The sequence below is a fragment of the Variovorax sp. WS11 genome (assembly GCF_010499245.1).
Classification (GTDB): domain Bacteria; phylum Pseudomonadota; class Gammaproteobacteria; order Burkholderiales; family Burkholderiaceae_C; genus Variovorax.
This window is the reverse complement of the sequence record NZ_JAAGOW010000005.1, coordinates 636,334-656,992: the sequence shown is the minus strand read 5'-3', so window position 1 is coordinate 656,992 and position 20,659 is coordinate 636,334. Positions and strand designations below refer to the sequence as shown.

The following is a 20,659-nucleotide window of genomic DNA, read 5'->3' as shown; positions in this document are numbered from 1 at the left end:
GGCGCGACGGGTGTGCCTTCGTGCCACGCCCGCGGCGGCCCGGCTGCTCAAACGTGGAGCAGTGCAGCGGGAAAACCCGCGACTTGTCGACCCATTTGAACCCCTCGGCAGCCCTCCGGCACCCCGGGCCGCGTGGCACGGACATTGCCCCTCATGGGACGTGGAAGACACGGCCATCAGGACGTGTCCGATGCGCTTTTCAACCCCCCGCGAGGAGACGACCCCATGCAACTCAAGCTCTTGACCGTTCTCATATCCGCCGGCCTGGCCGCCTCGGCGGCCCACGCCGTTGTGACCGACAAGATGATCGAGAACGAAGCCACCGCCACCGGCAACATCCTCACCTGGGGATTGAATACCCAGGGACAGCGCTACTCGCCGCTCAAGCAGGTCAACACGGCGACCGTCGGCAAGCTGGCGCCGGTGTGGGCCTTCTCCTTCGGCGGCGAGAAGCAGCGCGGACAGGAAGCCCAGCCGGTCATCCACAACGGCAAGATGTTCGTCACGGCCTCCTACTCCCGCCTGTTCGCGCTCGATGCCACGACCGGCCGGAAGCTGTGGAAGTACGAGCACCGCCTGCCCGAAGGCATCATGCCCTGCTGCGACGTGGTCAACCGCGGGGCCGCGCTGTACGACAACCTGGTGATCTTCGCCACGCTGGACGCGCAGCTCGTGGCGCTCGACCAGAACACCGGCGATGTGGTGTGGAAGGAGAAGATCGACGACTACAAGGCCGGCTACTCGGCCACCGCGGCGCCCATCATCGCCAACGGGCTGATCCTCACCGGCGTGTCCGGCGGCGAGTTCGGCGTGGTGGGCCGCGTGGAGGCGCGCGATGCCAAGACCGGGCGGCTGGTCTGGATGCGGCCCACCGTCGAAGGCCACATGGGCTTCACCTACGACGCCGATGGCGCGGCCAAGGAGAACGGCGTCTCGGGCACCACCAACCAGAGCTGGCCGGGCGACCTGTGGAAGACCGGCGGCGCCGCCACCTGGCTCGGCGGCACCTACGACGGCAAGACGGGGCTCGCCTACTTCGGCACCGGCAACCCCGCTCCCTGGAACAGCCACCTGCGCCAAGGCGACAACCTGTTCTCCTGCTCGACCGTGGCGATCGACGTGAAGACCGGCCAGATCAAGTGGCACTACCAAAGCACGCCCAACGACAGCTGGGACTTCGACGGCGTGAACGAGTTCGTGACCTTCGACATGGACGGCAAGCGCGTCGGCGGCAAGGCGGACCGCAATGGCTTCTTCTACGTGAACGACGCGGCCACGGGCAAGCTCATCAACGCCTTCCCCTTCGTCAAGAAGATCACCTGGGCCAGCAGCATCGACCTGAAAACCGGCCGCCCCAACTTCATCGCCGACAACCGGCCCGGCGATCCGACTGCGGGCGCCGACGGCAAGAAGGGCAGTGCGGTCTTCGCCGCGCCGGGCTTCCTCGGCGGCAAGAACCAGATGCCGATGGCCTACAGCCCCGACACGAAGATGTTCTACGTGCCCGCCAACGAATGGGGCATGGAGATCTGGAACGAACCGGTGGCCTACAAGAAGGGCGCGGCGTACCTCGGTGCCGGCTTCACCATCAAGCCGCTCAACGAGGACTACATCGGCGCGCTGCGCGCGATCGATCCGAAGACCGGGAAGATCGCCTGGGAGGTCAAGAACAACGCGCCCCTGTGGGGTGGCGTGCTGACCACCGGCGGCAACCTGGTGTTCTGGGGTACGCCCGAGGGCTACCTCAAGGCGGCCGATGCCAAGACCGGCAAGGTGGTCTGGGAGTTCCAGACCGGCTCCGGCGTGGTGGCGCCACCGGTGACCTGGCAGCAAGGCGGCGAGCAGTACGTGAGTGTGGTCTCCGGCTGGGGCGGTGCGGTGCCGCTGTGGGGCGGCGAGGTGGCCAAGAAGGTCAACTTCCTGGAGCAAGGCGGCATGGTGTGGGTGTTCAAGATCCCCAAGGCCGGCGAGAGCAAGAGCAGCACCCGCACCGCGAAGGCGAACTGACAGAGACAGGCATCCACACAAGACCGGAGATCCCACATGAAAGACACCACGCGCCGCATCTTCATCATCCGCACCGTGGCTGGCGGCAGCGCCGTCCTCGCGCTTCCCGAACTCGCGCGGGCCGCACCCCCGCGGGTGGAGGAGAGCGACGAGACGGCAAAGGCCCTGGGCTACTTGCACGACACCAGCAAGGTCGACAAGAAGCGCTTTCCCAAGCACAGCCCCACGCAGCGCTGCACCAACTGCTCGTTCTTCCAGGGCAGCAGCACCGACGAATGGGGCGGCTGCGCGATGTTCGGGCGCAAGCAGATCGCGGGCCCCGGCTGGTGCAACGCGTGGGCCGCCAAGCCCGCCTGAGGGCGGCTGCGCGGCATTGCCGCGCAGCCGTCGCCCTGGTGGTGCCCTGCATCGGCGTTCCGGCCATGGCGCAGGACGTCGTGGCGCAGTTGCCGACCGGGCGGCCTTCCTCAACCTCGCCGCAACGCGCCAGCTGAGCGGCACGCTCAGCCTTTCATGGAACGCCTACCGGGTGAGGCTGCGCACCATCAGCATGGCGTGTCCTTCACAGGGGATAGCAGGCGAGAGTTCTCGTCGCCGCGATAGATCAGCCCGGCCTGCCTGGAGGCGCCAGGCACGAAGCGAAGCGGCTGCACCGGCGCGCCGCATGCGGCGTGCTGCGTGCGCTCGGCCTGCGCCTCGGCCAGCATGGCGTCGATGCGCCCACGGTGCTCGCTCTTCGGGCACACCGGGTCGGTGGCGGCCGCATCGCCCGTGACCAGAAAGGCCTGGCAGCGGCAGCCGCCGAAGTCTTTCTCGCGCTCGTCGCAGTCGCTGCAGCCGTCCTTCATCCAGGCCTGTCCGCGGTAGCGGTTGAAGGCGGCGCTGTCATACCAGGCGTCGCGCACCGGCGTGTCCCGCAGGTCCGGGAAGTCGATGCCGGGGAGCATGCGCGCGCTGTGGCACGGCAAGGCCTTGCCGTCGGGCGCCACCACCATGAACAGGGACCCCCAGCCCGCCATGCAGGGCTTGGGCTTGGCGTCTGCATAGTCGGGCGAGACCCACAGGACCTTCATGCGGCTGCCCTGACGCTCGCGATGGGCCATCATGATGGCCTCGGCGTCGCGCAGCTCATCGACCGTGGGCATCAGGGCCGCTCGATTGAGCCAGGCCCATCCGTAGTACTGCGTGTTGGCAAGCTCGAGGTAGTCGGCGCCCATGCGCTCTGCCATGTCAATGATGCGACCCACATGCGGCAGGTTGAAGCGGTGCATGACGCAGTTCAGCACCATCGGGTAGCCCTGCGCCTTGATGATCGCGGCGACCTTCGACTTGAGCTCGAAGGTGCGCGTCGAGCTGATGAAGTCGTTGAGCTCGCGCGTCGAATCCTGGAAGGACAGCTGGATGTGGTCCAGACCGGCCGCTTTCAGCGCCTTGGCGCGGCCCTCGGTGAGCCCGACGCCGGAGGTGATGAGGTTGGTGTAGAAGCCGAGCCCGCGCGCGTGAGCGACCAGATCCTCGAGGTCCTCGCGCAGCAGCGGCTCGCCGCCCGAAAAGCCGAGCTGCACCGCGCCGAGGGCGCGCGCTTCGCCGAGGATGCGCTTCCAGGTCGGCGTGTCCAGCTCGTCCTGGTGCCGGGCGTAGTCGACCGGGTTCGAGCAGAAGAGGCAATGCAGCGGGCAGCGGTAGGTGAGCTCCGCCAGCAGCCACATCGGCGGCTTGATCGTCGGGCCGTGCATGGCATGTCCTACTGCAGCCAGCCGCGCTGCCGGGCCTGCGCGAGGAAGGTGCAGACATCGTCGTGCAGCGCCGGCTGCGCGAAGGCGAGCTCCAGCTCCGCCACGATCTCGTCCACCGAGCGGCAGCCGTCGCAGCGCCGCAGGATCTCGGCCGCCGGCGTGTTGAGGCGCACCATGCCCTCGGGATAGAGCAACACCCAGCTGTTCTGCGCCGGCTCGAACTGCAGCCGGAACATCGTGGCCACGGCCGGCTTGGCTTCTGGGGTCGTCATGGGCGCAGCTCCATCGGCAGATCGTCGGGGTAGGCGCGCTCGATGGCATCGAGCATCGACCACAGGATGTCCAGCTTGAAATGCAGGATCTGGAGCGCACGGTCCTGGCGCTCGCGCGTGCAGGACCAGCGGCGCGCAACCTCGAGGCCATGCTCGACGTCGCGCGTGGCCAGCGGGATGCGCTGGCGAAAGTAGGCCAGGCCCTCGGCCTGGATCCACGGGTACAGCGACGGCCAGCCGGCCAGGCGGTCGGCGTGGATCTTCGGGGCGAACATCTCGGTCAGCGAGGAGATCGCCGCTTCCTCCCACGGCCTGCTGCGCGCGAAGTTGAGGTATGCGTCGACGGCAAAGCGCACGCCGGGCTGCACATGGCGCTGCGACCAGAGCGCGTCGTGCCCGAGGCCCGTCGCCTGGCCGAGCCGGCTCCAGGCCTCGATGCCACCGGCATTGGCGCCGGCGAAGTCGTCGCGCCCGTCGTGGTCGAGGATGCGCTCGAGCCAGCGCCGCCGTTCCGCGCGCTCGGTGCAGTTGGCCAGCACCGCCGCGTCCTTCTGCGGGATGCACAGCTGGTAGTAGAAGCGGTTCGCCACCCAGCCGCGGACCTGGAAGGGTTGCAGCTCGCCGCGGTTCAAGCGCAGGTTGAAGGGATGGTGAATGTGGTAGCGCGATTCGCAGGCACGCAGCCGGGCCTCGAATTCCTCGGGGCGCCACGTGCGCAGGGGTGGCGTGCTGCAGGCGGCGGCCGGCGCCGGGGCGTCCTGCCATTCGGTGGTGGTGGTGTTCACAGCGTGATCTCCATGCCGTCGTACGCCACCTCGATGCCGTGCGCGTCCAGCAGCCGGCGCTGCGCGCTGTCTTCGTCGAGGATGGGGTTGCTGTTGTTGATGTGGATGAGCACCTTGCGGCGCGCGCTGCTGGCCTGCATGGCGTCGACCATGCCCGCGCGTGCGGCGCTGGCCGTCTGCGGCAGGTGGCCCATCTCGGTGGCGGTCTTGCCGCTCAGCCCGGCGAGCCGCATCTCGTCTTCCTCCCAGAAGGTGCCGTCGACGAGCAGGCAGTCGGCCTCGCTCATCCAGCACAGCTCCTGCTGACCCACCTCGGCCAGGCCGGGCGAGTAGAACAGGCGCGTGCCGTCGTTCGGGTCCTCGATGAGCAGGGCGATGTTGTCGCCCACCAGCTGCTCGCGTCGGTGCGGCGAGTAGGGCGGCGCCATGCCGGGAATGGCCAGTGCGGTGAAGCGCAGCGAAGAGACACCCTCGATGCGGAACTCGGCACGGGTCTGCTCGCCCGCCACGGGCAGCATGTGCCAGCGCGTGCCGCAGTAGTGCTGCAGCACGTTGAGCAGCGGCAGGCCCGTGGTCAGGTCCTCGAACACGCAGGGCGTGGCGTAGACGTCGATGCAGGGGCCTTCACGCAGGCCCAGCAGGCCGGTGACGTGATCGATCTGTGCGTCCATCAGCACCACCGCCTTGATCGGCGTGTCGCGCAGGCCGCCGCGCGGATGCAGCTGTGCATGGCTGCGGATCTGCTGGCCGATGTCGGGGGATGCGTTCAGCAGCACCCAGGACTCGCCGTCGGCGGACACGGCGATGGAGCTTTGCGTGCGCGCATGCGCGCTCACTGCGCCCTGGCGCTGTCCCGCGCACAGCCGGCAATTGCAGTTCCATTGCGGGAAGCCGCCGCCGGCGCCGGAGCCGAGCACGAGAATCTTCATGGGAGTGTGTGAGCTGGGGGCGGCGCATCGCCCTCGATGCGCCGCCGATGGGCCGAAGGGGTCAGCGATTCGAGATGTACATCGTGATCTCGAAACCGAAGCGCAGATCTTCGAACGCGGGTTGCGACCATTGCATGAGAGTCTCCTTGAGCGTTGGGGTGAGGTCCGGGCGGGATTGCCTTCAGGACGCTCACCTTTCTGCAAGAGGTGTGCCGGTGGCACGTTGTCGGCGCTGGTGGCGTCCGGACAAGGGATTGCACTGAGTTGTCCCGGGCATTTGCGCGCCGGCGCGGCGAACGCTTGCTGCGGCCCGCGTGACAGTGTTCCACCGTGGAGCAGTGCTGCGCAGCCATGGCACAGGGATTTCCCGGGAAACTGGCACGACCCAGGCGGGAAACTCCGCGGAGCCGGCTTTGCCGGGCCGCTGGTGTTGCCCCCTTGAGGGAGTACTCGGCTACACGAAGTGAGCCGATACGGGGGTGGGGTTCACTTCCAGCGCAGCTTGCGGTAGATCGTGTTGCGGCTGATGCCCAGGCGCTTGGAGGCGACGGAGATGTTGCCCTGGGCGGCTTCGACGGCGGCGCGGATCATCTCGATCTCGGCTTCTTCGAGCGTGCGGACCGCCGCGCCTTCGGGCGTGGAAGAGGGCGCGGGCGCGGGCAGCGCAATGGCGGCCGGTGGCGCACCGAAGGCCGGCGCGGCCTCCGGCGTCAAGGCGCCGGGTGCGCCGTCCTGCCCTGCGACCGCATGGGCGGCCGGCGGCGCCGCCAGGGGCGCTCGAAGCCGCCGCGTGTCTTCGAGGAAGTCATCCGACAGATGGTGCTCGGTGATCTGCGCCTCGCCCGCCGCCATCACGACGGCGGTCCGCAGCACGTTCGCGAGCTGCCGGATGTTGCCGGGCCACGCGTAGCCGCCGAAGAGCGCGGCGACGGCGGGCGCGATCATGGGCGTGCCCTGCGGGCACTCGGCCAGCAGGATGCGCTGCGCCACGATGTCGAGGTCGCGGCGCTCGCGCAGCGCCGGCAGGCGCACCACCAGCCCGTTGAGGCGGTAGTACAGGTCCTCGCGGAAGGTGCCGGCCTCGATCATCTCGCGCAGGTTGCGGTGGGTGGCGCCGATCACGGCGATGTCCACCGAGATGGATTTCTGGCTGCCCAGCGGCGTCACGCAGCGCTCCTGCAGCACGCGCAGCAGCCGCGCCTGCAGCGACAGCGGCATGTCGCCGATCTCGTCCAGGAAGAGGGTGCCCCCATTGGCCTGCACGATGCGTCCGCAGGCCCCCTTGCGGCGCGCGCCGGTGAAGGCGCCGTCCTCGTAGCCGAACAGCTCGGCCTCGATCAGCGACTCGGGAATGGAGGCGCAGTTGACGGCGACGAAGGGCTGCTTGGCGCGGTTGGAGTCCTGGTGCACCGCACGCGCCAGGAGCTCCTTGCCGGTGCCGGTTTCACCGAGGATCAGCAGCGGGATGTCGCGGTTGAGGACACGCTGCACCTTCTGGACCACCGCCTCGATCTGCGGGTCGCCGGTGCGCAGGTAGTGCAGGCCCGACAAGCTGCTGCCCGGGGCGGGCGTGGCAGCGCCCGGAAGGGCCGCAACGGCGCCGGCGCGAACGCTTGCGTTGGGTGGCCCGCCCGGTGCGCTCGCCGCCTCGACCTCCATGCCGGCCATCATCGCGCGCGGGCCGTTGAAGCGGGCGTTGACGAAGAACTGCCGGCCGCTCGCCAGGCTCAGGCAGGCGGGCGTGGGCAGCGGCGCGCGGAAGTGATCGAAGATGGCCGCGACGCTGGTGCCGAACAGGCTTGTGAGGCTGTGCATGCGCAGCGCCGCGCTGCTCATGTCGAGCTGGTCGATCGCGCTGCGATTGGCGCCCAGGATCTTGCCGTCGGCGCCCACCACGATGATGCCCTCGAGCTGGGTGCCGATGAACTCGGCGCGGCTGTGGAAGTGCAGCCTCAGGCGGTTGCCGAAGTCGTCGGACAACCACTGGTTCTCGATCATGCGCGCGGACATGCGCACCAGGCCCATGGTGTGCTGGTGGTAGGCGCGATGGTCGCCGGTGACGTCGAGCACGCCGAGCATGTTGCCGCGCGGGTCGAAGATGGGGGCGGCCGAGCAGGTCAGAAAGCTGTTGGCGTGGATGAAGTGCTCGCCGCCGTGCACGACGGTGGGCGACTCCTGGAAAAGCGCGGTGCCGATGGCGTTCGTGCCCTTGGAATGCTCGGCCCAGTTGACCCCCGGCGACAGCGCGACCTTGCCGGCTCGCTCCAGAAACCTGTCGTCGCCGACCGAGTGCAGGATCGTGCCCTGGGCATCGGCCAGCACGATCATGCTTTCGGTGTCGACGATCTGCTCGAACAGCATCTCCATCACCGGCGCCGCATGCGTGAACAGGCGATGGTTGCGCTCCCGCGCCAGGCTCAGGTCGCTGCGCATCAGCGGCTCGAAGTCAGGGCGCTCGATGCGCGTGAGCCCGAGCGCGGCGCAGCGCTGGTGCGATTGCTCGATCTGCTCCATGCGCGCGGGTTGCTGCATGCAGGGCAGGGCGGTGGGCGTCGACCAGCTCCCGGCCGTCGCGGCCGGAACGTGATGGGATACGGACATCTTCGTGTCTCCTGCTCGTTTCGCTGCCGGGCGGGCAGCTCGTCTCCGGCGAATCCCGCGCGCCCTGGGGCGGCGCGGCACCGTGCTATCCGGGTACAGCCTTTCGGGTCCGGTTTCACCGAATCCGCCCGAAGCGTGCCACCGAACCGGCCGGCTGCCTTGATCTGGAGCAATCGGCAGGCACGGGAAGGCAATTTGTGTTCCAGCCTGCAACAGGTCGGCGTGGCACGGGGTTTGCGGACCGCTGCGCATCCTTCAACACAACCATGACGGAGACCTGACATGGACCGCAATCCTCACCGCACCCCCGTTTCCATTCGCCCGCCGTCCGGGCGCGGCGCCGCGAAGGCCAGCGCACTGCTGCTGGCCCTCTGCGCCTGCGTCGCCGCCCCCATGGCCTGGGCGCATGGCGATGTGACACCCCAGGCCGTCGACACCTCGGCGCTGCCCAAGCTCGGCGAGCAGTGGCGCGTCGAGAATCCCTACCGCGGCAGCGAGGCGGCGGTCAAGATCGGCACCTCTGCCTACAACCAGAACTGCGCGCGCTGCCATGGCCTGGACGCGATCTCCGGCGGCATCGCGCCCGATCTGCGCAAGCTCGACGGCGAGTGCGCGACGATGAAGGACGCCGGACGCCGGGCTGCCTGCGTGAAGGAGATCGACGAGTTCTATTCCTCGACCGTGCGCGCCGGCCGCACCCGCAACGGCGCTGTGTACATGCCGCCCTTCGAAGGCGTGATGAACCAGGAAGCCGTCTGGTCGATCAAGGCGTACCTCGAGACGCGCCGCGAGAAGCCCTTCTGAGCGGAGGCGGCCATGAAAAGCATTGGAGCGAGCCGCCGCGACTGTCTGCGCTGGCTGGGCGCCGCCGGCGCTGCCTCGGGCCTGGCGGGCCTGCCGCTGCACGCGGGGGCCACCCCGCTGGAGCGCGTGCGCGAGCGGGGCACGCTGACCGTCGGCATCTACCAGGACATGCCGCCCTTCCATGCGGGTGGCAAGGGCATCGACGTCGAGCTGGCCCAGGCGCTGGCCGAGTCGCTGGGCGTGCGGCTCTCGCTGCTGCCCTTCCATGCGGACGAGAACATGGCCGACGACTTGCGCCACATGGTGTGGCGCGGGCATTACCTCGGCTACGGGCCGGCCGACGTGCTGCTGCACGTGCCGGTCGACCGGCCGCTGATGGATGCCAATCCGCAGGTCGCCATTCTGGCGCCCTATTGCCGCGACAGCGTGGCGATCGCCAGGCGGCTCGACCGCGTGCCCCGGCTCGACACGCTGTCGCAGCTGGCCGACGGTCGGGTCGCGGTGCCGGGGCAGTCGCTGGCGGGCTGGCTGATGATCGGCGCGGACAGCGGCGCCTACAGGAACCAGCTGAACACCCAATGGAAGGACGGCACCGAGGCCGCGCGCGCACTGTTGCGCGAGGAAGTCGTTGCGGCGGCTGCCCTGGCCTCGGAACTGCAGGCCGTGCTGCGCGGCGACGCACGCTTCGAGATTACGCCGCTGCCTTCGCCGCGCGCGCCGCGCGACGGCTGGGCGGTGGGAATGGCTGTCAAGCGCGCTTCGACCGAACTGGCGCAAGCGCTGCAGCGCGCGGTGAACGAGCTGGCGGCGAGCGGCCGGCTGGCGCAGATCTTCGAGCGCGGCAACGTCGCGTGGCGGGCGGCCTGAGACCGCCGCCAAGGTCGGAGCCGGGCAGCGTCATCGACGTATGTGATCGATGAAGGCGCGCAGCTTGGGAAGCACTTGGCGGCGGCCTGAGTGATAGAGGAAGACGCCGGGTGTCGTGGACGCGCACGTGCTCAGCACTTCCTGGAGTCGCCCCGCGATTACGTGCTCGACGGCGATCGGCTCGGGCACTTGGGCCAGGCCGACTCCGCTGAGCGCAGCTCCGAGCATCGTCGGAAAATCATTGACGACCAAGGGTCCGTTGACCACCAGTTCGAGCGACCGCCCACCGTCTTCCACCCGCCATGGTGCGAGCGCGCCACTCGATCGACGCATCCGCACACAAGAATGAGCGTGAAGGTCTTCGGGGACTTTAGGTATGCCGCGGCGGCTCAGGTAATCTGGGCTGGCGACGATCGCGTAGCGCAATGCCGGCGTCAGGCGCACCACCGTCATGTCGGCCGCAATGAATTCACCCAAGCGGATTCCGGCGTCGAAGCCATCCTTCGCCAGGTCGACAAGCTCTTCACTGGCGGCAATTTCCACCACGACCTCGGGATAGGCTTGCGTAAAGGAAGCGAGCACAGGCTGCAGGAGCAGCGGCACCACGGCCCGAGGGGCCGCGAGGCGCAGGAGCCCGGACGGCCTCTGCGCCAAACCGCGAGCTGCATCGGCGGCTGCAACCATTTCCTCGAACGCCGGTCGCGCGTGTTCCAGAAACCGCTCGCCCGCTTCTGTCAGGCCGACGTTGCGCGTCGTGCGTGTGAACAGCGCGACCCCGACCCGCGCCTCGAGGCCTCGGATGGTTTGGCTGATGGCGGACGGCGTGATCCCGAGATCATCGGCTGCCTGCCGGAAGCTGCGGCGCTCCGCGACGCGCAGGAACGCCTCGACACCCTCCAGGGCACCGGGCGCCACTGTGTAGTTCGGCTTCATGGTTCATGAAGATTGTGCCCGCTTATCACGAGCAGGAAGCCCGCATAACCTGATCGCGAAAGGATTGCGATCATGTCTCAAGAGATCTTGTTCCAGAGCCATCTCGTGCTGGGCTATGTCGCCTGGCTTCTTTGCTTCGGCGTCTATCTGTGGCCAAGGCTCAAGGTGATGAATCACTTTGAAGCGCAACGCGCCATCGCCACGATCCACAGCTTCCGCTTTTTTGGGCTCGTCTTCATTCTGCCCGGCGTGGTCGGCCCCCATCTGCCGGGCGGCTTCGCCACTTTCGCCGCCTATGGCGACTTTGCGACCGGCGTGCTGGCCTTGCTCGCGCTTCTCACCGTCAGGATGCGGCCGCTGTTCTGGCTGTTCGTCGTCATGTTCAACTTGATCGGCGCGGTCGAGCTCGTCTTCGACTACTACCACGCCATCCAAGTTGGCCTTCCCGCCGTGGCGGGGGAATTGCGCGCCGCGTATGCGATACCGATCCTGTACGTGCCGCTGCTGATGATCACGCACGGCGTCGCGTTCTATCTGCTTCTGCGTCCACTCGGCAAGGAGCTCAAACGATCCGCGCCGCCGATCGACGAGGTGCGATGTGAAGGGGTGCCCTAGCAATTGCCTTGCGCTTCGAGCCGCTTCCACTCCGCATCGTCATACAGCCGCGAGCGGGTGATGAAGCGCAGTCCAGTCGGCCGCTCGAGCGAGAACATCCCTCCATTGCCCGGCACCGCATCGATGATCAGGTGCGTGTGCTCCCAATACGCGAATTGGGCGCGGCTCATGTAGAAGGGCGCGCCGGCGATCTCCCCCAGGCACACGTCCGCGTCCCCGGTCTGGAATTCCCCGAGCGCGAAGCACATCGGCGCGCTGCCGTCGCAGCAGCCGCCGGACTGGTGGAACATCAGCGGTCCGTGCACGGCGCGCAGGCGCTCGATGAGCGCCTGCGCGGCCGGCGTGGCGGACACGCGGCGGACGATGCCGCAGGGCGCCTCGGGCGCCCCCGGGTCGGACGACATGAGGCTTCGCTTCAGAAGAAGCCCAGCTTGTTCTGGCTGTAGCTCACCAGCAGGTTCTTGGTCTGCTGGTAGTGGTCGAGCATCATCTTGTGCGTCTCGCGGCCGATGCCCGACTGCTTGTAGCCACCGAAGGCCGCATGGGCCGGATAGGCGTGGTAGCAGTTGGTCCACACGCGTCCCGCCTGGATGCCGCGGCCCATGCGGAAAGCGCGTGCGCCGTCGCGCGTCCACACGCCGGCGCCCAGGCCGTAGAGCGTGTCGTTGGCGATCTCGAGGGCCTCCTCTTCGGTCTTGAAGGTCGTCACCGATACCACCGGCCCGAAGATCTCCTCCTGGAAGATGCGCATCTTGTTGTGGCCCTTGAAGACCGTGGGCTTGACGTAGTAGCCGGCTGCGAGCTCGCCGCTTTGCAGGTTGCGTTCGCCGCCGGTCAGGCACTGGGCGCCCTCCTGCTTGCCGAGATCGATGTACGAGAGGATCTTCTCCATCTGCTCCTGCGAGGCCTGCGCGCCGATCATGGTGGACGGGTCCAGCGGATGGCCTTGCTTGATGGCCTCGACCCGCTCGATCGCGCGCTCCATGAAGCGCTCGTAGATCGACTCCTGGATCAGCGCGCGGCTCGGGCAGGTGCAGACCTCGCCCTGGTTGAGCGCGAACATCGCGAAGCCCTCGAGCGCCTTGTCGAAGAAGGCGTCGTCGGCCGACATCACGTCCTCGAAGAAGATGTTGGGCGACTTGCCGCCCAGCTCCAGCGTCACCGGGATGATGTTCTGGGCGGCGTACTGCATGATCAGCCGGCCGGTGGTGGTCTCGCCCGTGAAGGCGATCTTGGCGATGCGGCTGCTCGAAGCCAGCGGCTTGCCCGCTTCCAGGCCGAAGCCGTTGACCACGTTGAGCACGCCCGGCGGCAGCAGGTCGCCCACCACCTCCATCAGCACCAGGATCGAGGCCGGCGTCTGCTCGGCGGGCTTGAGCACCACGCAGTTGCCGGCCGCGAGCGCCGGCGCCAGCTTCCACACCGCCATCAGGATCGGGAAGTTCCACGGAATGATCTGGCCGACGACGCCCAGGGGCTCATGAAAGTGGTAGGCGTAGGTGTCGTGATCGATCTCGCTGATGCCGCCTTCCTGCGCCCGGATGCAGGCGGCGAAGTAGCGGAAGTGGTCGATGGCCAGGGGCAGGTCGGCCGCCATCGTTTCGCGCAGCGGCTTGCCGTTGTCGAGGGTCTCGGCCACCGCGAGCTTCTGCAGGTTCTGCTCCATGCGATCGGCGATCTTCAGCAGGACGTTGGCGCGCTCGGTGGGCGAGGTCGCACCCCAGGCGGCCTTGGCCTTGTGCGCGGCATCGAGTGCCACCTCGATGTCCTTCGCGTTCGAACGCGGGATGCTGGTGAAGGCCTGGCCCGTGACCGGGGTGAGGTTGTCGAAGTATTGGCCGTCGATCGGCGCGACCCACTCTCCGCCGATGTAGTTGCCATACTGCTTCTTGTACGGGTTCTCGATGCCGAGGTGGGTCATTTCTGCCATGTCCATGAATCGTCTCCAGTCAGGTGGTTGAAAAAGGGGTGCTGCCGGGACGACGCGTCCCGCGCAGCCACTTCTGCAAAGCGCGGGCCATGCCGCGTGCCCACTGCCGCGAACGGCGCAAGCCCTTGTCGGGCCTCAGCTTTTTGGGCGCGCACCGCACAGGCGCGGCATGGCCGCTCCAGGGGGCTCTGTGCCACCGTTGAGCAACTGCTGCAGAACGGGACAGGGCCGCTCACCGGATCGAAGCTGTGCGGGCGCAGCAAGGCTCGCGTGCGCCCCTGCTGCGTTGTGCGCCCTCGCACCTCTTCCACCTGCCGGCACAACATTTGCGCTAGCGCAAGGTCCATCGATGTCGAGTCCCCGACGATCGGAAGGACCTACAGGAGCCAAGGCATGACATCACCGGACAACGCACAGACCCCGAAGCAATACCTTCCCCCGCAAGCGCTGATGCGCTCGGCCCACGTCGCAGGACGTGCCGCCTACGACGCGCTGGCGGCAGAGGCCGAGGCCGACTACGAAGGCTATTGGGCGCGGCTGGCGCGTGAATTCGTGGAGTGGAAGACGCCGTTCGAGACCGTGCTCAACACCGAGCACGCACCCATGTACAAGTGGTTCGAGGACGGCACCCTGAACGTCTCCTACAACTGCCTGGACCGGCAGGTCGCCGCCGGCCGGGGCGACAAGGTCGCGATCATCTTCGAGGCCGACGACGGCAAGGTGACGCACACCACCTATGCGCAGCTGCTCGCACAGACCTGCCGCATGGCCAACGCGCTGAAGGCGCTCGGCATCGGCAAGGGCGATCGCGTGGCGATCTACATGTCGATGTCGGTCGAAGCCGTGGCGGCGATGCAGGCCTGTGCGCGCCTGGGCGCGGTGCACTCGGTGGTGTTCGGCGGCTTCTCGGCGCATTCGCTGCGCGATCGGATCGCCGACACCGGCGCCGTCGCCGTCATCACGGCCGACGAGCAAGTGCGCGGCGGCAAGACCCTGCCCTTGAAGGCGCTGGTGGACGAGGCGCTGGCGTTGGGTGGCTGCGAGGCCGTGCACAACGTCGTCGTCTACCGCCGCACCGGCGGGGCCATCGCCTGGCAGTCGCATGACCGCTGGATGCACGAGCTCACGCAGGTGCAGCCCGAGGTCTGCGAGCCCGAATGGGTGGGTGCCGAGCACCCGCTCTTCCTGCTCTACACCTCCGGTTCCACCGGCAAGCCCAAGGGCGTGCAGCACAGCAGCGGGGGCTACCTGGTGCAGGCCGCCGTGACCGCCAAGTGGACCTTCGACCTCCATGACGACGACGTCTTCTGGTGCACGGCCGATATCGGCTGGGTCACCGGCCACAGCTACATCGCCTACGGCCCGCTGGCCCTGGGCGCGACCGAGGTGGTGTTCGAAGGCGTCCCGACCTACCCGGATGCGGCACGCTTCTGGAAGATGATCGAGAAGCACAAGGTGACGGTGTTCTACACCGCGCCCACCGCCATCCGTTCGTTGATCAAGGCGGCCGAGGGCCATGCGGAAGTGCATCCCCGCAACTTCGACCTGACGAGCCTGCGCATCCTCGGTTCGGTGGGCGAGCCCATCAACCCCGCTGCCTGGGAGTGGTACCACGAACATGTCGGCGGTGGCCGCTGCCCGATCGTCGACACCTGGTGGCAGACGGAGACCGGCGGCCACATGATCACGCCGCTGCCGGGCGCGACCGACCTGGTGCCGGGCTCCTGCACTCTGCCGTTCCCGGGCATCATGGCCGCGATCGTCGACGAGACCGGCGGCGACCTGCCGAACGGGCAAAGCGGCATCCTGGTGGTCAAGAAGCCCTGGCCCGGCATGATCCGGACCATCTGGGGCGACGATGCCCGCTACCAGTCGAGTTACTACCCGAGCGAACTGCGCGGCTACTACCTGGCCGGCGATGGCGCGGCGCGCGACGCCGAAACGGGTTACTTCACCATCGGCGGGCGCATCGACGATGTCCTGAACGTCAGCGGCCACCGCATGGGAACGATGGAGATCGAGTCCGCGCTGGTGGCGTGCACCGATCTCGTCGCCGAGGCGGCAGTGGTAGGCCGCCCGGACGACACCAGCGGCGAGGCGATCTGCGCCTTCGTCGTGCTCAAGCGGTCCCGCCCGACGGGCGAGGAGGCCGGCAAGCTGGCCGCCGAGTTGCGCAACTGGATCGGCAAGGAGATCGGACCGATCGCCAAGCCGAAGGACATCCGCTTTGCCGACAACCTGCCGAAGACGCGCAGCGGCAAGATCATGCGCCGCCTGCTGCGCTCGGTCGCGAAGGGCGAGGCGATCACGCAGGACACGTCGACGCTGGAGAATCCGGCCATCCTGGATCAGCTGACGGAGGCGCACTGAGTCCAGTCGAAGCCTCGATCCTCGCGCCGGCCAGGCCGGCATGAGGACAGGGCGGTTGCCGTTCAGTCGCCGTGTTTCGCAGCGCGCGCTTCGACGACGACGATCGTGAGCTTCGAGGAAGCGTCGGCGATTGTTTCAGGCTCCTCCGACAGACCGGCAGCCACCAGCAGGGCGGTCGCTGCCATGGTGGCCAGGATGAATGCCAGTGAATTCAGTAGTGCGGCGGTGCGCTTCGTGATCATGGGATGAACTCCAGCGGATGGACTAGGGCCGGTGCCCGACGATCTATCGCAGCACCAGAACCGGAAGTGCCGAGTGGGTCAGCACGTGCTGTGTCTCGCTGCCCAGCAAGAGCCGCTTGATCCCCTTGCGGCCGTGCGAGGCCATCACGATCAGGTCGCACTTGTGCTTCTTGGCCGCCGCGATGACAGCGTCGGCCACCCGGTCCGAGGGGATCGCTGCCGTCTTGATCCGGACGCCGGCAGCCGTGGCCCGGGTGCTGATCGCGTCGAGCATTCCTTGTGCCTTCTCGGCCCACTGCTTTTCGATGCGCGCGACATCCTCGTGCGCAAGCGTCAGCGCCCCGTCGAAGTAGGTCGTGGGATAGCGCGGCACGACGGTGAGCGCCACGAGGTCGGCATCATGCTGCGCCGCCAGCGAGATGGCGCTGGCGACGGCCTTCTTCGAAAGCGTCGAGCCGTCCGTGGCGACGAGGATGCGTTTGAACATGGTGTCTCCGGCTGAGGTGGATGGCGCAAGCGTAGGCGTGTGGCGCGCTCGCGGCTTGATTCAGATCAAGGCCATGGCGCTTGCCTGCCCATAGCCTCGTCATATGCAAGCTGCACTTCCGGCGGGTTCGTCGACCCGCGCCGATCCTCTGCGCCCCGATGCCGAAACACAGGCCGGCTGGGCGCTGCTGGACGATCCGGCCGAATGGCCGGCCTTCGGCCGCCCGATCGACGGCGATGCCGCAGGTGGCCGCTGGGAATCGCAGGTTGCGGTGGAAGGCATGCACTGCGCGGCCTGTGCCTTCACGGTCGAGGCGGCGCTGGCCCAGGTGCCGGGCGTGCACAAGGTCGAGGTCAACGCGGCAACCCGGCGCGCGCGCGTGGTCTGGTCGGCCGCGGCCGTGAAGCCATCGCGCTGGTTCGGCGCCTGCGCCGCCGCCGGCTACCGGCTGGTGCCTGCCGCAGACATGGCCGTGCGCGCGCGGCGCTCGCACGAGGCGCGGCTGGCGCTCTGGCGCTGGCTGGTCGCCGGTTTCTGCATGATGCAGGTGATGATGTACGCCTATCCCGCGTACATTGCCCAGCCGGGCGACATGACGGCCGATGCCGCGCAGCTGCTGCGCTGGGCCTCCTGGGTGCTCACGCTGCCCGTGATGCTGTTCTCGTGCGGGCCCTTCTTCCGCAGCGCGCTGCGCGATCTGCGCCTGCGCCGTGTCGGCATGGACCTGCCGGTCGCGCTCGGCATCGCGGTGACCTTCGCGGTCAGCACCGCAGCCACCTTCGACCCCACCGGTGCGCTGGGCCACGAGGTCTACTTCGATTCGCTCACGATGTTCGTGTTCTTTCTGCTCACGGGGCGGTGGCTCGAAACCCGATTGCGGGACCGCACCGCCGGGGCCCTCGAAGCCCTGATGAACCGCCTGCCGGACAGCGTCGAGCGCCTCGGTGCCGATGGCGCTTTCGCGCGTGTCGCGGTCCGGCGGCTCGCGCTCGGCGACGTGGTGCGCATCCTGCCGGGCGAGGCCTTTCCCGCGGACGGCGTCGTCATCGCCGGCGACACCACGGCGGACGAGGCCCTGTTGACCGGCGAATCGCGCCCGGTTCCGCGCCCCCGCGGCGCGCGCGTGCTGGCCGGCAGCCACAACCTTTCGTCGGCGGTGCAGGTGCAGGTCGAATCGCTCGGGCAGGACACGCGCTTCGCACAGATCGTCGCCTTGATGGAAAGCGCCTCGCTGCAGAAGCCACGGCTCGCGCAACTGGCGGATCGCGCGGCGCGGCCCTTCCTGGTGGCGGTGCTGGCCGCCGCCGCGCTGGCCGCGGCGTTCTGGTGGCCGGTCGACCCCGGCCGCGCGCTGATGGTGGCGGTGGCGGTGTTGATCGTGACCTGCCCCTGCGCGCTGTCGCTGGCCACGCCGGCGGCCATGCTCGCAAGTGCCGGCTTCCTGGCCCGACGGGGCGTGATGGTGAGAAATCTCCAGGCGCTGGAGGCGCTGGCCAGCGTTGATACGGTGGTGTTCGACAAGACCGGCACGCTCACGCGCGACACGCCCCGCGTGGACCGCGTCTACTGCCGCCAGGGCCTGCGGCCCGGGGACGCCGTCGAGCTCGCCGCCGCGCTCGGCGCCCAGTCGCTGCATCCGGCCGCACGTGCGCTCGTCGGCGCATGGCGCGCACAGTTCCGTTCTTCCCCGGCGTGGGAGCTTCTTCAGCTGACGGAGCACGGCGGCCTGGGCCTCGAGGGCCGCCTGCGCCGTCCAGGCGACACGAACGGCGTCGCGCGCCGCCTTCGCCTGGGTTCGGCGGACTTTTGCGGCGTCGAGCCGCTGCCGGTCGATGCGGCGCAGGTGCATCTGAGCGACCCCCAGGGCTGGATCGCGAGCTTCGTGCTGGCCGAGGAACTGCGCGCCGATGCCGTCGGCACGGTAGGAGCGCTGGGCGCGCAGGGGCTGGCCCTGCATCTGCTGTCCGGCGACCGCACGGCCGCCGCGTGCGAGCTCGCCCGGCGCGCCGGAATCCCCGACGCCCGCGGCGACTGCGCCCCGGAGGAGAAGCTGAGCGTCCTGCAGCAACTCCAGGCCCAGGGCCGGCGCGTCGCGATGGTGGGCGACGGGCTCAACGACGGCCCGGTGCTCGCGCATGCCCATGCCTCGTTCGCCTTCGGCAACGCGGTCCCGCTGGCGCAGGCGCGTGCCGATTTCGTCGTGCTCGGCGATTCGCTGGCGGTCATTCCGCAGGCGATTGCGCAGGCGCGTCGCACGCTGCGCATCGTGCGCCAGAACCTCTGGTGGGCGGCCGGCTACAACGCCCTGTGCGTGCCGCTGGCGCTCGCGGGTTGGCTGCCGGCCTGGCTGGCGGGGCTGGGCATGGCGGCGAGTTCCCTGGTCGTGGTGCTCAATGCGGCGCGCCTGGCCGGATCCCCCGTCGAGGAGCGCTGATGGACATCCTCTTCCTGCTGATCCCGTTCTCGGTCGTGCTCGTCCTGGTGATCCTGGGCGGCCTCTGGTGGGCGATCGAGCGTGGCCAGTTCGACGATGTCGAGGGCGAAGGGGAGCGGATTCTGCGCGGCGATTGATCTGCATCAAACCGCCGCCCCGGCGGCGCCGGGACACTTGCCGTCATCCACGAGAAGGCCCGAAGATGCAACCATCGAATCCCCCCACAGCCGTCTACAGCGACACCGTCGTGCGGCAATTCGCGCTCATGTCGGTGGTCTGGGGCGTGGTCGGCATGCTCGTCGGCGTGATCATCGCCTCGCAGCTGGCCTGGCCCCAGCTCAACCTCGGCATTCCCTGGCTCAGCTATGGACGGCTGCGCCCGCTGCACACCAACGCGGTGATCTTCGCCTTCGGCGGCTGCGCGCTGATGGCCACCAGCTTCCACGTGGTGCAGCGCACCTGCCAGGTCCGCCTGTTCGCGCCGGCACTCGCCTCCTTCGTCTTCTGGGGCTGGCAGGCCGTGATCGTGGCCGCCGCCATCAGCCTGCCGATGGGCTACACCAGCGGCAAGGAGTACGCCGAACTCGAATGGCCGATCGACGTCCTGATCGCGCTGGTCTGGGTGGCCTATGCCGTCGTGTTCTTCGGCACCATCGGCACGCGCAAGGTCCGGCACATCTACGTGGCCAACTGGTTCTACGGCGCCTTCATCCTCGCAGTGGCGCTGCTGCACATCGTCAACAGCGCGGCGATCCCCGCAGGCTGGATGAAGAGCTACTCGGCCTATGCCGGCGTGCAGGATGCGATGGTGCAGTGGTGGTACGGTCACAACGCCGTCGGCTTCTTCCTGACGGCGGGCTTCCTCGGGATGATGTACTACTACATCCCCAAGCAGGCCGGCCGGCCGGTGTACTCGTATCGGCTCTCGATCGTGCACTTTTGGGCACTCATCTTCACGTACATGTGGGCGGGCCCGCACCACCTGCACTACACCGCGCTGCCGGACTGGACCCAGTCGATCGGCATGGTGTTCTCGCTGATCCTGCTGGCGCCCAGCTGGGGCGGGATGATCAATGGCGTCATGACGCTGTCGGGCGCCTGGCACAAGCTGCGTACCGATCCGATCCTGCGCTTCCTGATCGTCTCGCTCTCCTTCTACGGCATGTCGACCTTCGAGGGGCCGATGATGTCGATCAAGACGGTGAACGCGCTGTCCCACTACACCGACTGGACGGTGGGCCACGTGCACAGCGGCGCGCTCGGCTGGGTCGGACTGATCTCGATGGGCTCGCTCTACTACCTGATCCCGAGGATGTACGGCCGCAACGAGATGTACAGCGTCAAGGCGATCGAGCTGCACTTCTGGATGTCCACCATCGGCATCGTGCTGTACATCGCCGCGATGTGGATCGCCGGGGTGATGCAGGGCCTGATGTGGCGGTCGATCAACCCCGACGGCACGCTCACCTACACCTTCGTCGAGAGCGTCAAGGCCACCTATCCGTACTACGTGGTGCGGGTGCTCGGCGGCGTGCTCTACCTGGGCGGCATGCTGGTGATGGCCTGGAACTGCTGCATGACCGTGGTCACCGGGCGCTCGGAGCGCGCCGTCATTCCGCTGCCCGCAGCCGCGCATGCCTGAGGAAG

General features: G+C 68.2%; 19 protein-coding genes. 9 read left to right on the top strand and 10 right to left on the bottom strand.

Features of this window, described 5'->3' with window-relative positions; translation table 11 throughout:
- Positions 1-225 precede the first annotated feature (225 nt).
- Together GXN78_RS37690 and GXN78_RS37685 are read left to right on the top strand one after the other, a co-directional pair.
- On the top strand, positions 226-2,007 hold the full coding sequence (locus tag GXN78_RS37690; protein WP_106555373.1) for a PQQ-dependent methanol/ethanol family dehydrogenase: 1,782 nt from the start codon (positions 226-228) through the stop codon (positions 2,005-2,007).
- 36 nt (positions 2,008-2,043) lie between these two features.
- A complete protein-coding gene (locus GXN78_RS37685; protein WP_106555372.1) occupies positions 2,044-2,364 on the top strand; it encodes a high-potential iron-sulfur protein in 321 nt (106 codons plus the stop codon).
- 188 nt (positions 2,365-2,552) lie between these two features.
- Here the strand turns inward: GXN78_RS37685 and pqqE are convergent, their stop codons facing one another.
- From pqqE to GXN78_RS37655, 5 genes are all read right to left on the bottom strand, one after another.
- Complete coding sequence (gene pqqE / locus GXN78_RS37680; RefSeq protein WP_106555371.1) at positions 2,553-3,743, bottom strand: pyrroloquinoline quinone biosynthesis protein PqqE; 1,191 nt, start codon at positions 3,741-3,743, stop codon at positions 2,553-2,555.
- 8 nt (positions 3,744-3,751) lie between these two features.
- Positions 3,752-4,015 (bottom strand): pyrroloquinoline quinone biosynthesis peptide chaperone PqqD, encoded by a 264-nt coding sequence (gene pqqD, locus GXN78_RS37675; RefSeq protein ID WP_106555370.1) that lies wholly within the window; start codon positions 4,013-4,015, stop codon positions 3,752-3,754.
- Positions 4,012-4,734 carry a pyrroloquinoline-quinone synthase PqqC gene (pqqC, locus tag GXN78_RS37670; RefSeq protein ID WP_106555475.1) on the bottom strand — a complete coding sequence of 241 codons (723 nt, stop codon included), beginning with the start codon at positions 4,732-4,734 and terminating at the stop codon, positions 4,012-4,014. The genes pqqD and pqqC overlap by 4 nt, the downstream gene beginning before the upstream one ends.
- A gap of 62 nt (positions 4,735-4,796) precedes the next feature.
- Positions 4,797-5,729, bottom strand: coding sequence for a pyrroloquinoline quinone biosynthesis protein PqqB (pqqB, locus tag GXN78_RS37665; protein WP_106555369.1), 933 nt, complete (start codon positions 5,727-5,729; stop codon positions 4,797-4,799).
- A 486-nt stretch (positions 5,730-6,215) separates the two neighbouring features.
- Positions 6,216-8,330, bottom strand: coding sequence for a sigma-54-dependent Fis family transcriptional regulator (locus GXN78_RS37655; protein ID WP_106555368.1), 2,115 nt, complete (start codon positions 8,328-8,330; stop codon positions 6,216-6,218).
- Positions 8,331-8,723: 393 nt separating this feature from the next.
- Here GXN78_RS37655 and pedF point away from each other — a divergent pair, with 393 nt between their 5' ends.
- Positions 8,724-9,134, top strand: a complete 411-nt coding sequence (gene pedF, locus GXN78_RS37650) for a cytochrome c-550 PedF (protein ID WP_239143149.1) — start codon at positions 8,724-8,726, stop codon at positions 9,132-9,134.
- A gap of 12 nt (positions 9,135-9,146) precedes the next feature.
- Complete coding sequence (locus GXN78_RS37645) at positions 9,147-10,001, top strand: transporter substrate-binding domain-containing protein (protein WP_106555366.1); 855 nt, start codon at positions 9,147-9,149, stop codon at positions 9,999-10,001.
- A gap of 30 nt (positions 10,002-10,031) precedes the next feature.
- Here the strand turns inward: GXN78_RS37645 and GXN78_RS37640 are convergent, their stop codons facing one another.
- Positions 10,032-10,934: a LysR family transcriptional regulator gene (locus tag GXN78_RS37640; protein ID WP_106555365.1), complete on the bottom strand. Its 903-nt coding sequence runs from the start codon at positions 10,932-10,934 to the stop codon at positions 10,032-10,034.
- 72 nt (positions 10,935-11,006) lie between these two features.
- Between GXN78_RS37640 and GXN78_RS37635 the strand changes: the two genes are divergently transcribed.
- Entirely contained in the window at positions 11,007-11,549 is a 543-nt protein-coding gene (locus GXN78_RS37635) for a hypothetical protein (protein ID WP_106555364.1), read from the top strand.
- On the opposite strand, the gene GXN78_RS37630 is transcribed toward GXN78_RS37635, so the two are convergent.
- Together GXN78_RS37630 and adh are read right to left on the bottom strand one after the other, a co-directional pair.
- Entirely contained in the window at positions 11,546-11,953 is a 408-nt protein-coding gene (locus GXN78_RS37630; protein ID WP_106555363.1) for a DUF779 domain-containing protein, read from the bottom strand. The two genes, GXN78_RS37635 and GXN78_RS37630, sit on opposite strands and share 4 nt — an antisense overlap.
- A gap of 11 nt (positions 11,954-11,964) precedes the next feature.
- Complete coding sequence (gene adh, locus GXN78_RS37625) at positions 11,965-13,485, bottom strand: aldehyde dehydrogenase (protein ID WP_106555362.1); 1,521 nt, start codon at positions 13,483-13,485, stop codon at positions 11,965-11,967.
- 387 nt (positions 13,486-13,872) lie between these two features.
- Between adh and acs the strand changes: the two genes are divergently transcribed.
- Positions 13,873-15,849, top strand: coding sequence for an acetate--CoA ligase (gene acs, locus GXN78_RS37620; protein WP_106555361.1), 1,977 nt, complete (start codon positions 13,873-13,875; stop codon positions 15,847-15,849).
- A 62-nt stretch (positions 15,850-15,911) separates the two neighbouring features.
- Here the strand turns inward: acs and GXN78_RS37615 are convergent, their stop codons facing one another.
- Together GXN78_RS37615 and GXN78_RS37610 are read right to left on the bottom strand one after the other, a co-directional pair.
- On the bottom strand, positions 15,912-16,091 hold the full coding sequence (locus tag GXN78_RS37615; protein WP_106555360.1) for a hypothetical protein: 180 nt from the start codon (positions 16,089-16,091) through the stop codon (positions 15,912-15,914).
- A gap of 43 nt (positions 16,092-16,134) precedes the next feature.
- Positions 16,135-16,578: a universal stress protein gene (locus tag GXN78_RS37610; RefSeq protein WP_106555359.1), complete on the bottom strand. Its 444-nt coding sequence runs from the start codon at positions 16,576-16,578 to the stop codon at positions 16,135-16,137.
- 103 nt (positions 16,579-16,681) lie between these two features.
- Between GXN78_RS37610 and GXN78_RS37605 the strand changes: the two genes are divergently transcribed.
- From GXN78_RS37605 to ccoN, 3 genes are all read left to right on the top strand, one after another.
- The gene (locus GXN78_RS37605; RefSeq protein ID WP_106555358.1) at positions 16,682-19,012 is read left to right on the top strand and encodes a cation-translocating P-type ATPase; all 2,331 of its coding nucleotides are present in this window, start codon (positions 16,682-16,684) and stop codon (positions 19,010-19,012) included.
- Positions 19,012-19,149 (top strand): cbb3-type cytochrome oxidase assembly protein CcoS, encoded by a 138-nt coding sequence (gene ccoS / locus GXN78_RS37600; protein ID WP_106555357.1) that lies wholly within the window; start codon positions 19,012-19,014, stop codon positions 19,147-19,149. The genes GXN78_RS37605 and ccoS overlap by 1 nt, the downstream gene beginning before the upstream one ends.
- Positions 19,150-19,214: 65 nt before the next feature.
- Complete coding sequence (ccoN, locus tag GXN78_RS37595) at positions 19,215-20,654, top strand: cytochrome-c oxidase, cbb3-type subunit I (protein WP_106555356.1); 1,440 nt, start codon at positions 19,215-19,217, stop codon at positions 20,652-20,654.
- Positions 20,655-20,659: the final 5 nt, after the last annotated feature.

Excerpts from the sequence above, each read along its gene's own strand:
- pqqB (WP_106555369.1), bottom strand. The coding sequence starts at position 5,729 with ATGAAGATTCTCGTGCTCGGCTCCGGCGCCGGCGGCGGCTTCCCGCAA.
- GXN78_RS37615 (WP_106555360.1), bottom strand. The coding sequence starts at position 16,091 with ATGATCACGAAGCGCACCGCCGCACTACTGAATTCACTGGCATTCATC.
- GXN78_RS37640 (WP_106555365.1), bottom strand. The coding sequence starts at position 10,934 with ATGAAGCCGAACTACACAGTGGCGCCCGGTGCCCTGGAGGGTGTCGAG.
- GXN78_RS37630 (WP_106555363.1), bottom strand. The coding sequence starts at position 11,953 with ATGTCGTCCGACCCGGGGGCGCCCGAGGCGCCCTGCGGCATCGTCCGC.
- GXN78_RS37635 (WP_106555364.1), top strand. The coding sequence starts at position 11,007 with ATGTCTCAAGAGATCTTGTTCCAGAGCCATCTCGTGCTGGGCTATGTC.
- GXN78_RS37610 (WP_106555359.1), bottom strand. The coding sequence starts at position 16,578 with ATGTTCAAACGCATCCTCGTCGCCACGGACGGCTCGACGCTTTCGAAG.
- pqqD (WP_106555370.1), bottom strand. The coding sequence starts at position 4,015 with ATGACGACCCCAGAAGCCAAGCCGGCCGTGGCCACGATGTTCCGGCTG.
- ccoN (WP_106555356.1), top strand. The coding sequence starts at position 19,215 with ATGCAACCATCGAATCCCCCCACAGCCGTCTACAGCGACACCGTCGTG.
- GXN78_RS37685 (WP_106555372.1), top strand. The coding sequence starts at position 2,044 with ATGAAAGACACCACGCGCCGCATCTTCATCATCCGCACCGTGGCTGGC.
- adh (WP_106555362.1), bottom strand. The coding sequence starts at position 13,485 with ATGGACATGGCAGAAATGACCCACCTCGGCATCGAGAACCCGTACAAG.
- GXN78_RS37605 (WP_106555358.1), top strand. The coding sequence starts at position 16,682 with ATGCAAGCTGCACTTCCGGCGGGTTCGTCGACCCGCGCCGATCCTCTG.
- pedF (WP_239143149.1), top strand. The coding sequence starts at position 8,724 with ATGGCCTGGGCGCATGGCGATGTGACACCCCAGGCCGTCGACACCTCG.
- ccoS (WP_106555357.1), top strand. The coding sequence starts at position 19,012 with ATGGACATCCTCTTCCTGCTGATCCCGTTCTCGGTCGTGCTCGTCCTG.
- GXN78_RS37645 (WP_106555366.1), top strand. The coding sequence starts at position 9,147 with ATGAAAAGCATTGGAGCGAGCCGCCGCGACTGTCTGCGCTGGCTGGGC.
- acs (WP_106555361.1), top strand. The coding sequence starts at position 13,873 with ATGACATCACCGGACAACGCACAGACCCCGAAGCAATACCTTCCCCCG.
- pqqE (WP_106555371.1), bottom strand. The coding sequence starts at position 3,743 with ATGCACGGCCCGACGATCAAGCCGCCGATGTGGCTGCTGGCGGAGCTC.
- GXN78_RS37690 (WP_106555373.1), top strand. The coding sequence starts at position 226 with ATGCAACTCAAGCTCTTGACCGTTCTCATATCCGCCGGCCTGGCCGCC.
- GXN78_RS37655 (WP_106555368.1), bottom strand. The coding sequence starts at position 8,330 with ATGTCCGTATCCCATCACGTTCCGGCCGCGACGGCCGGGAGCTGGTCG.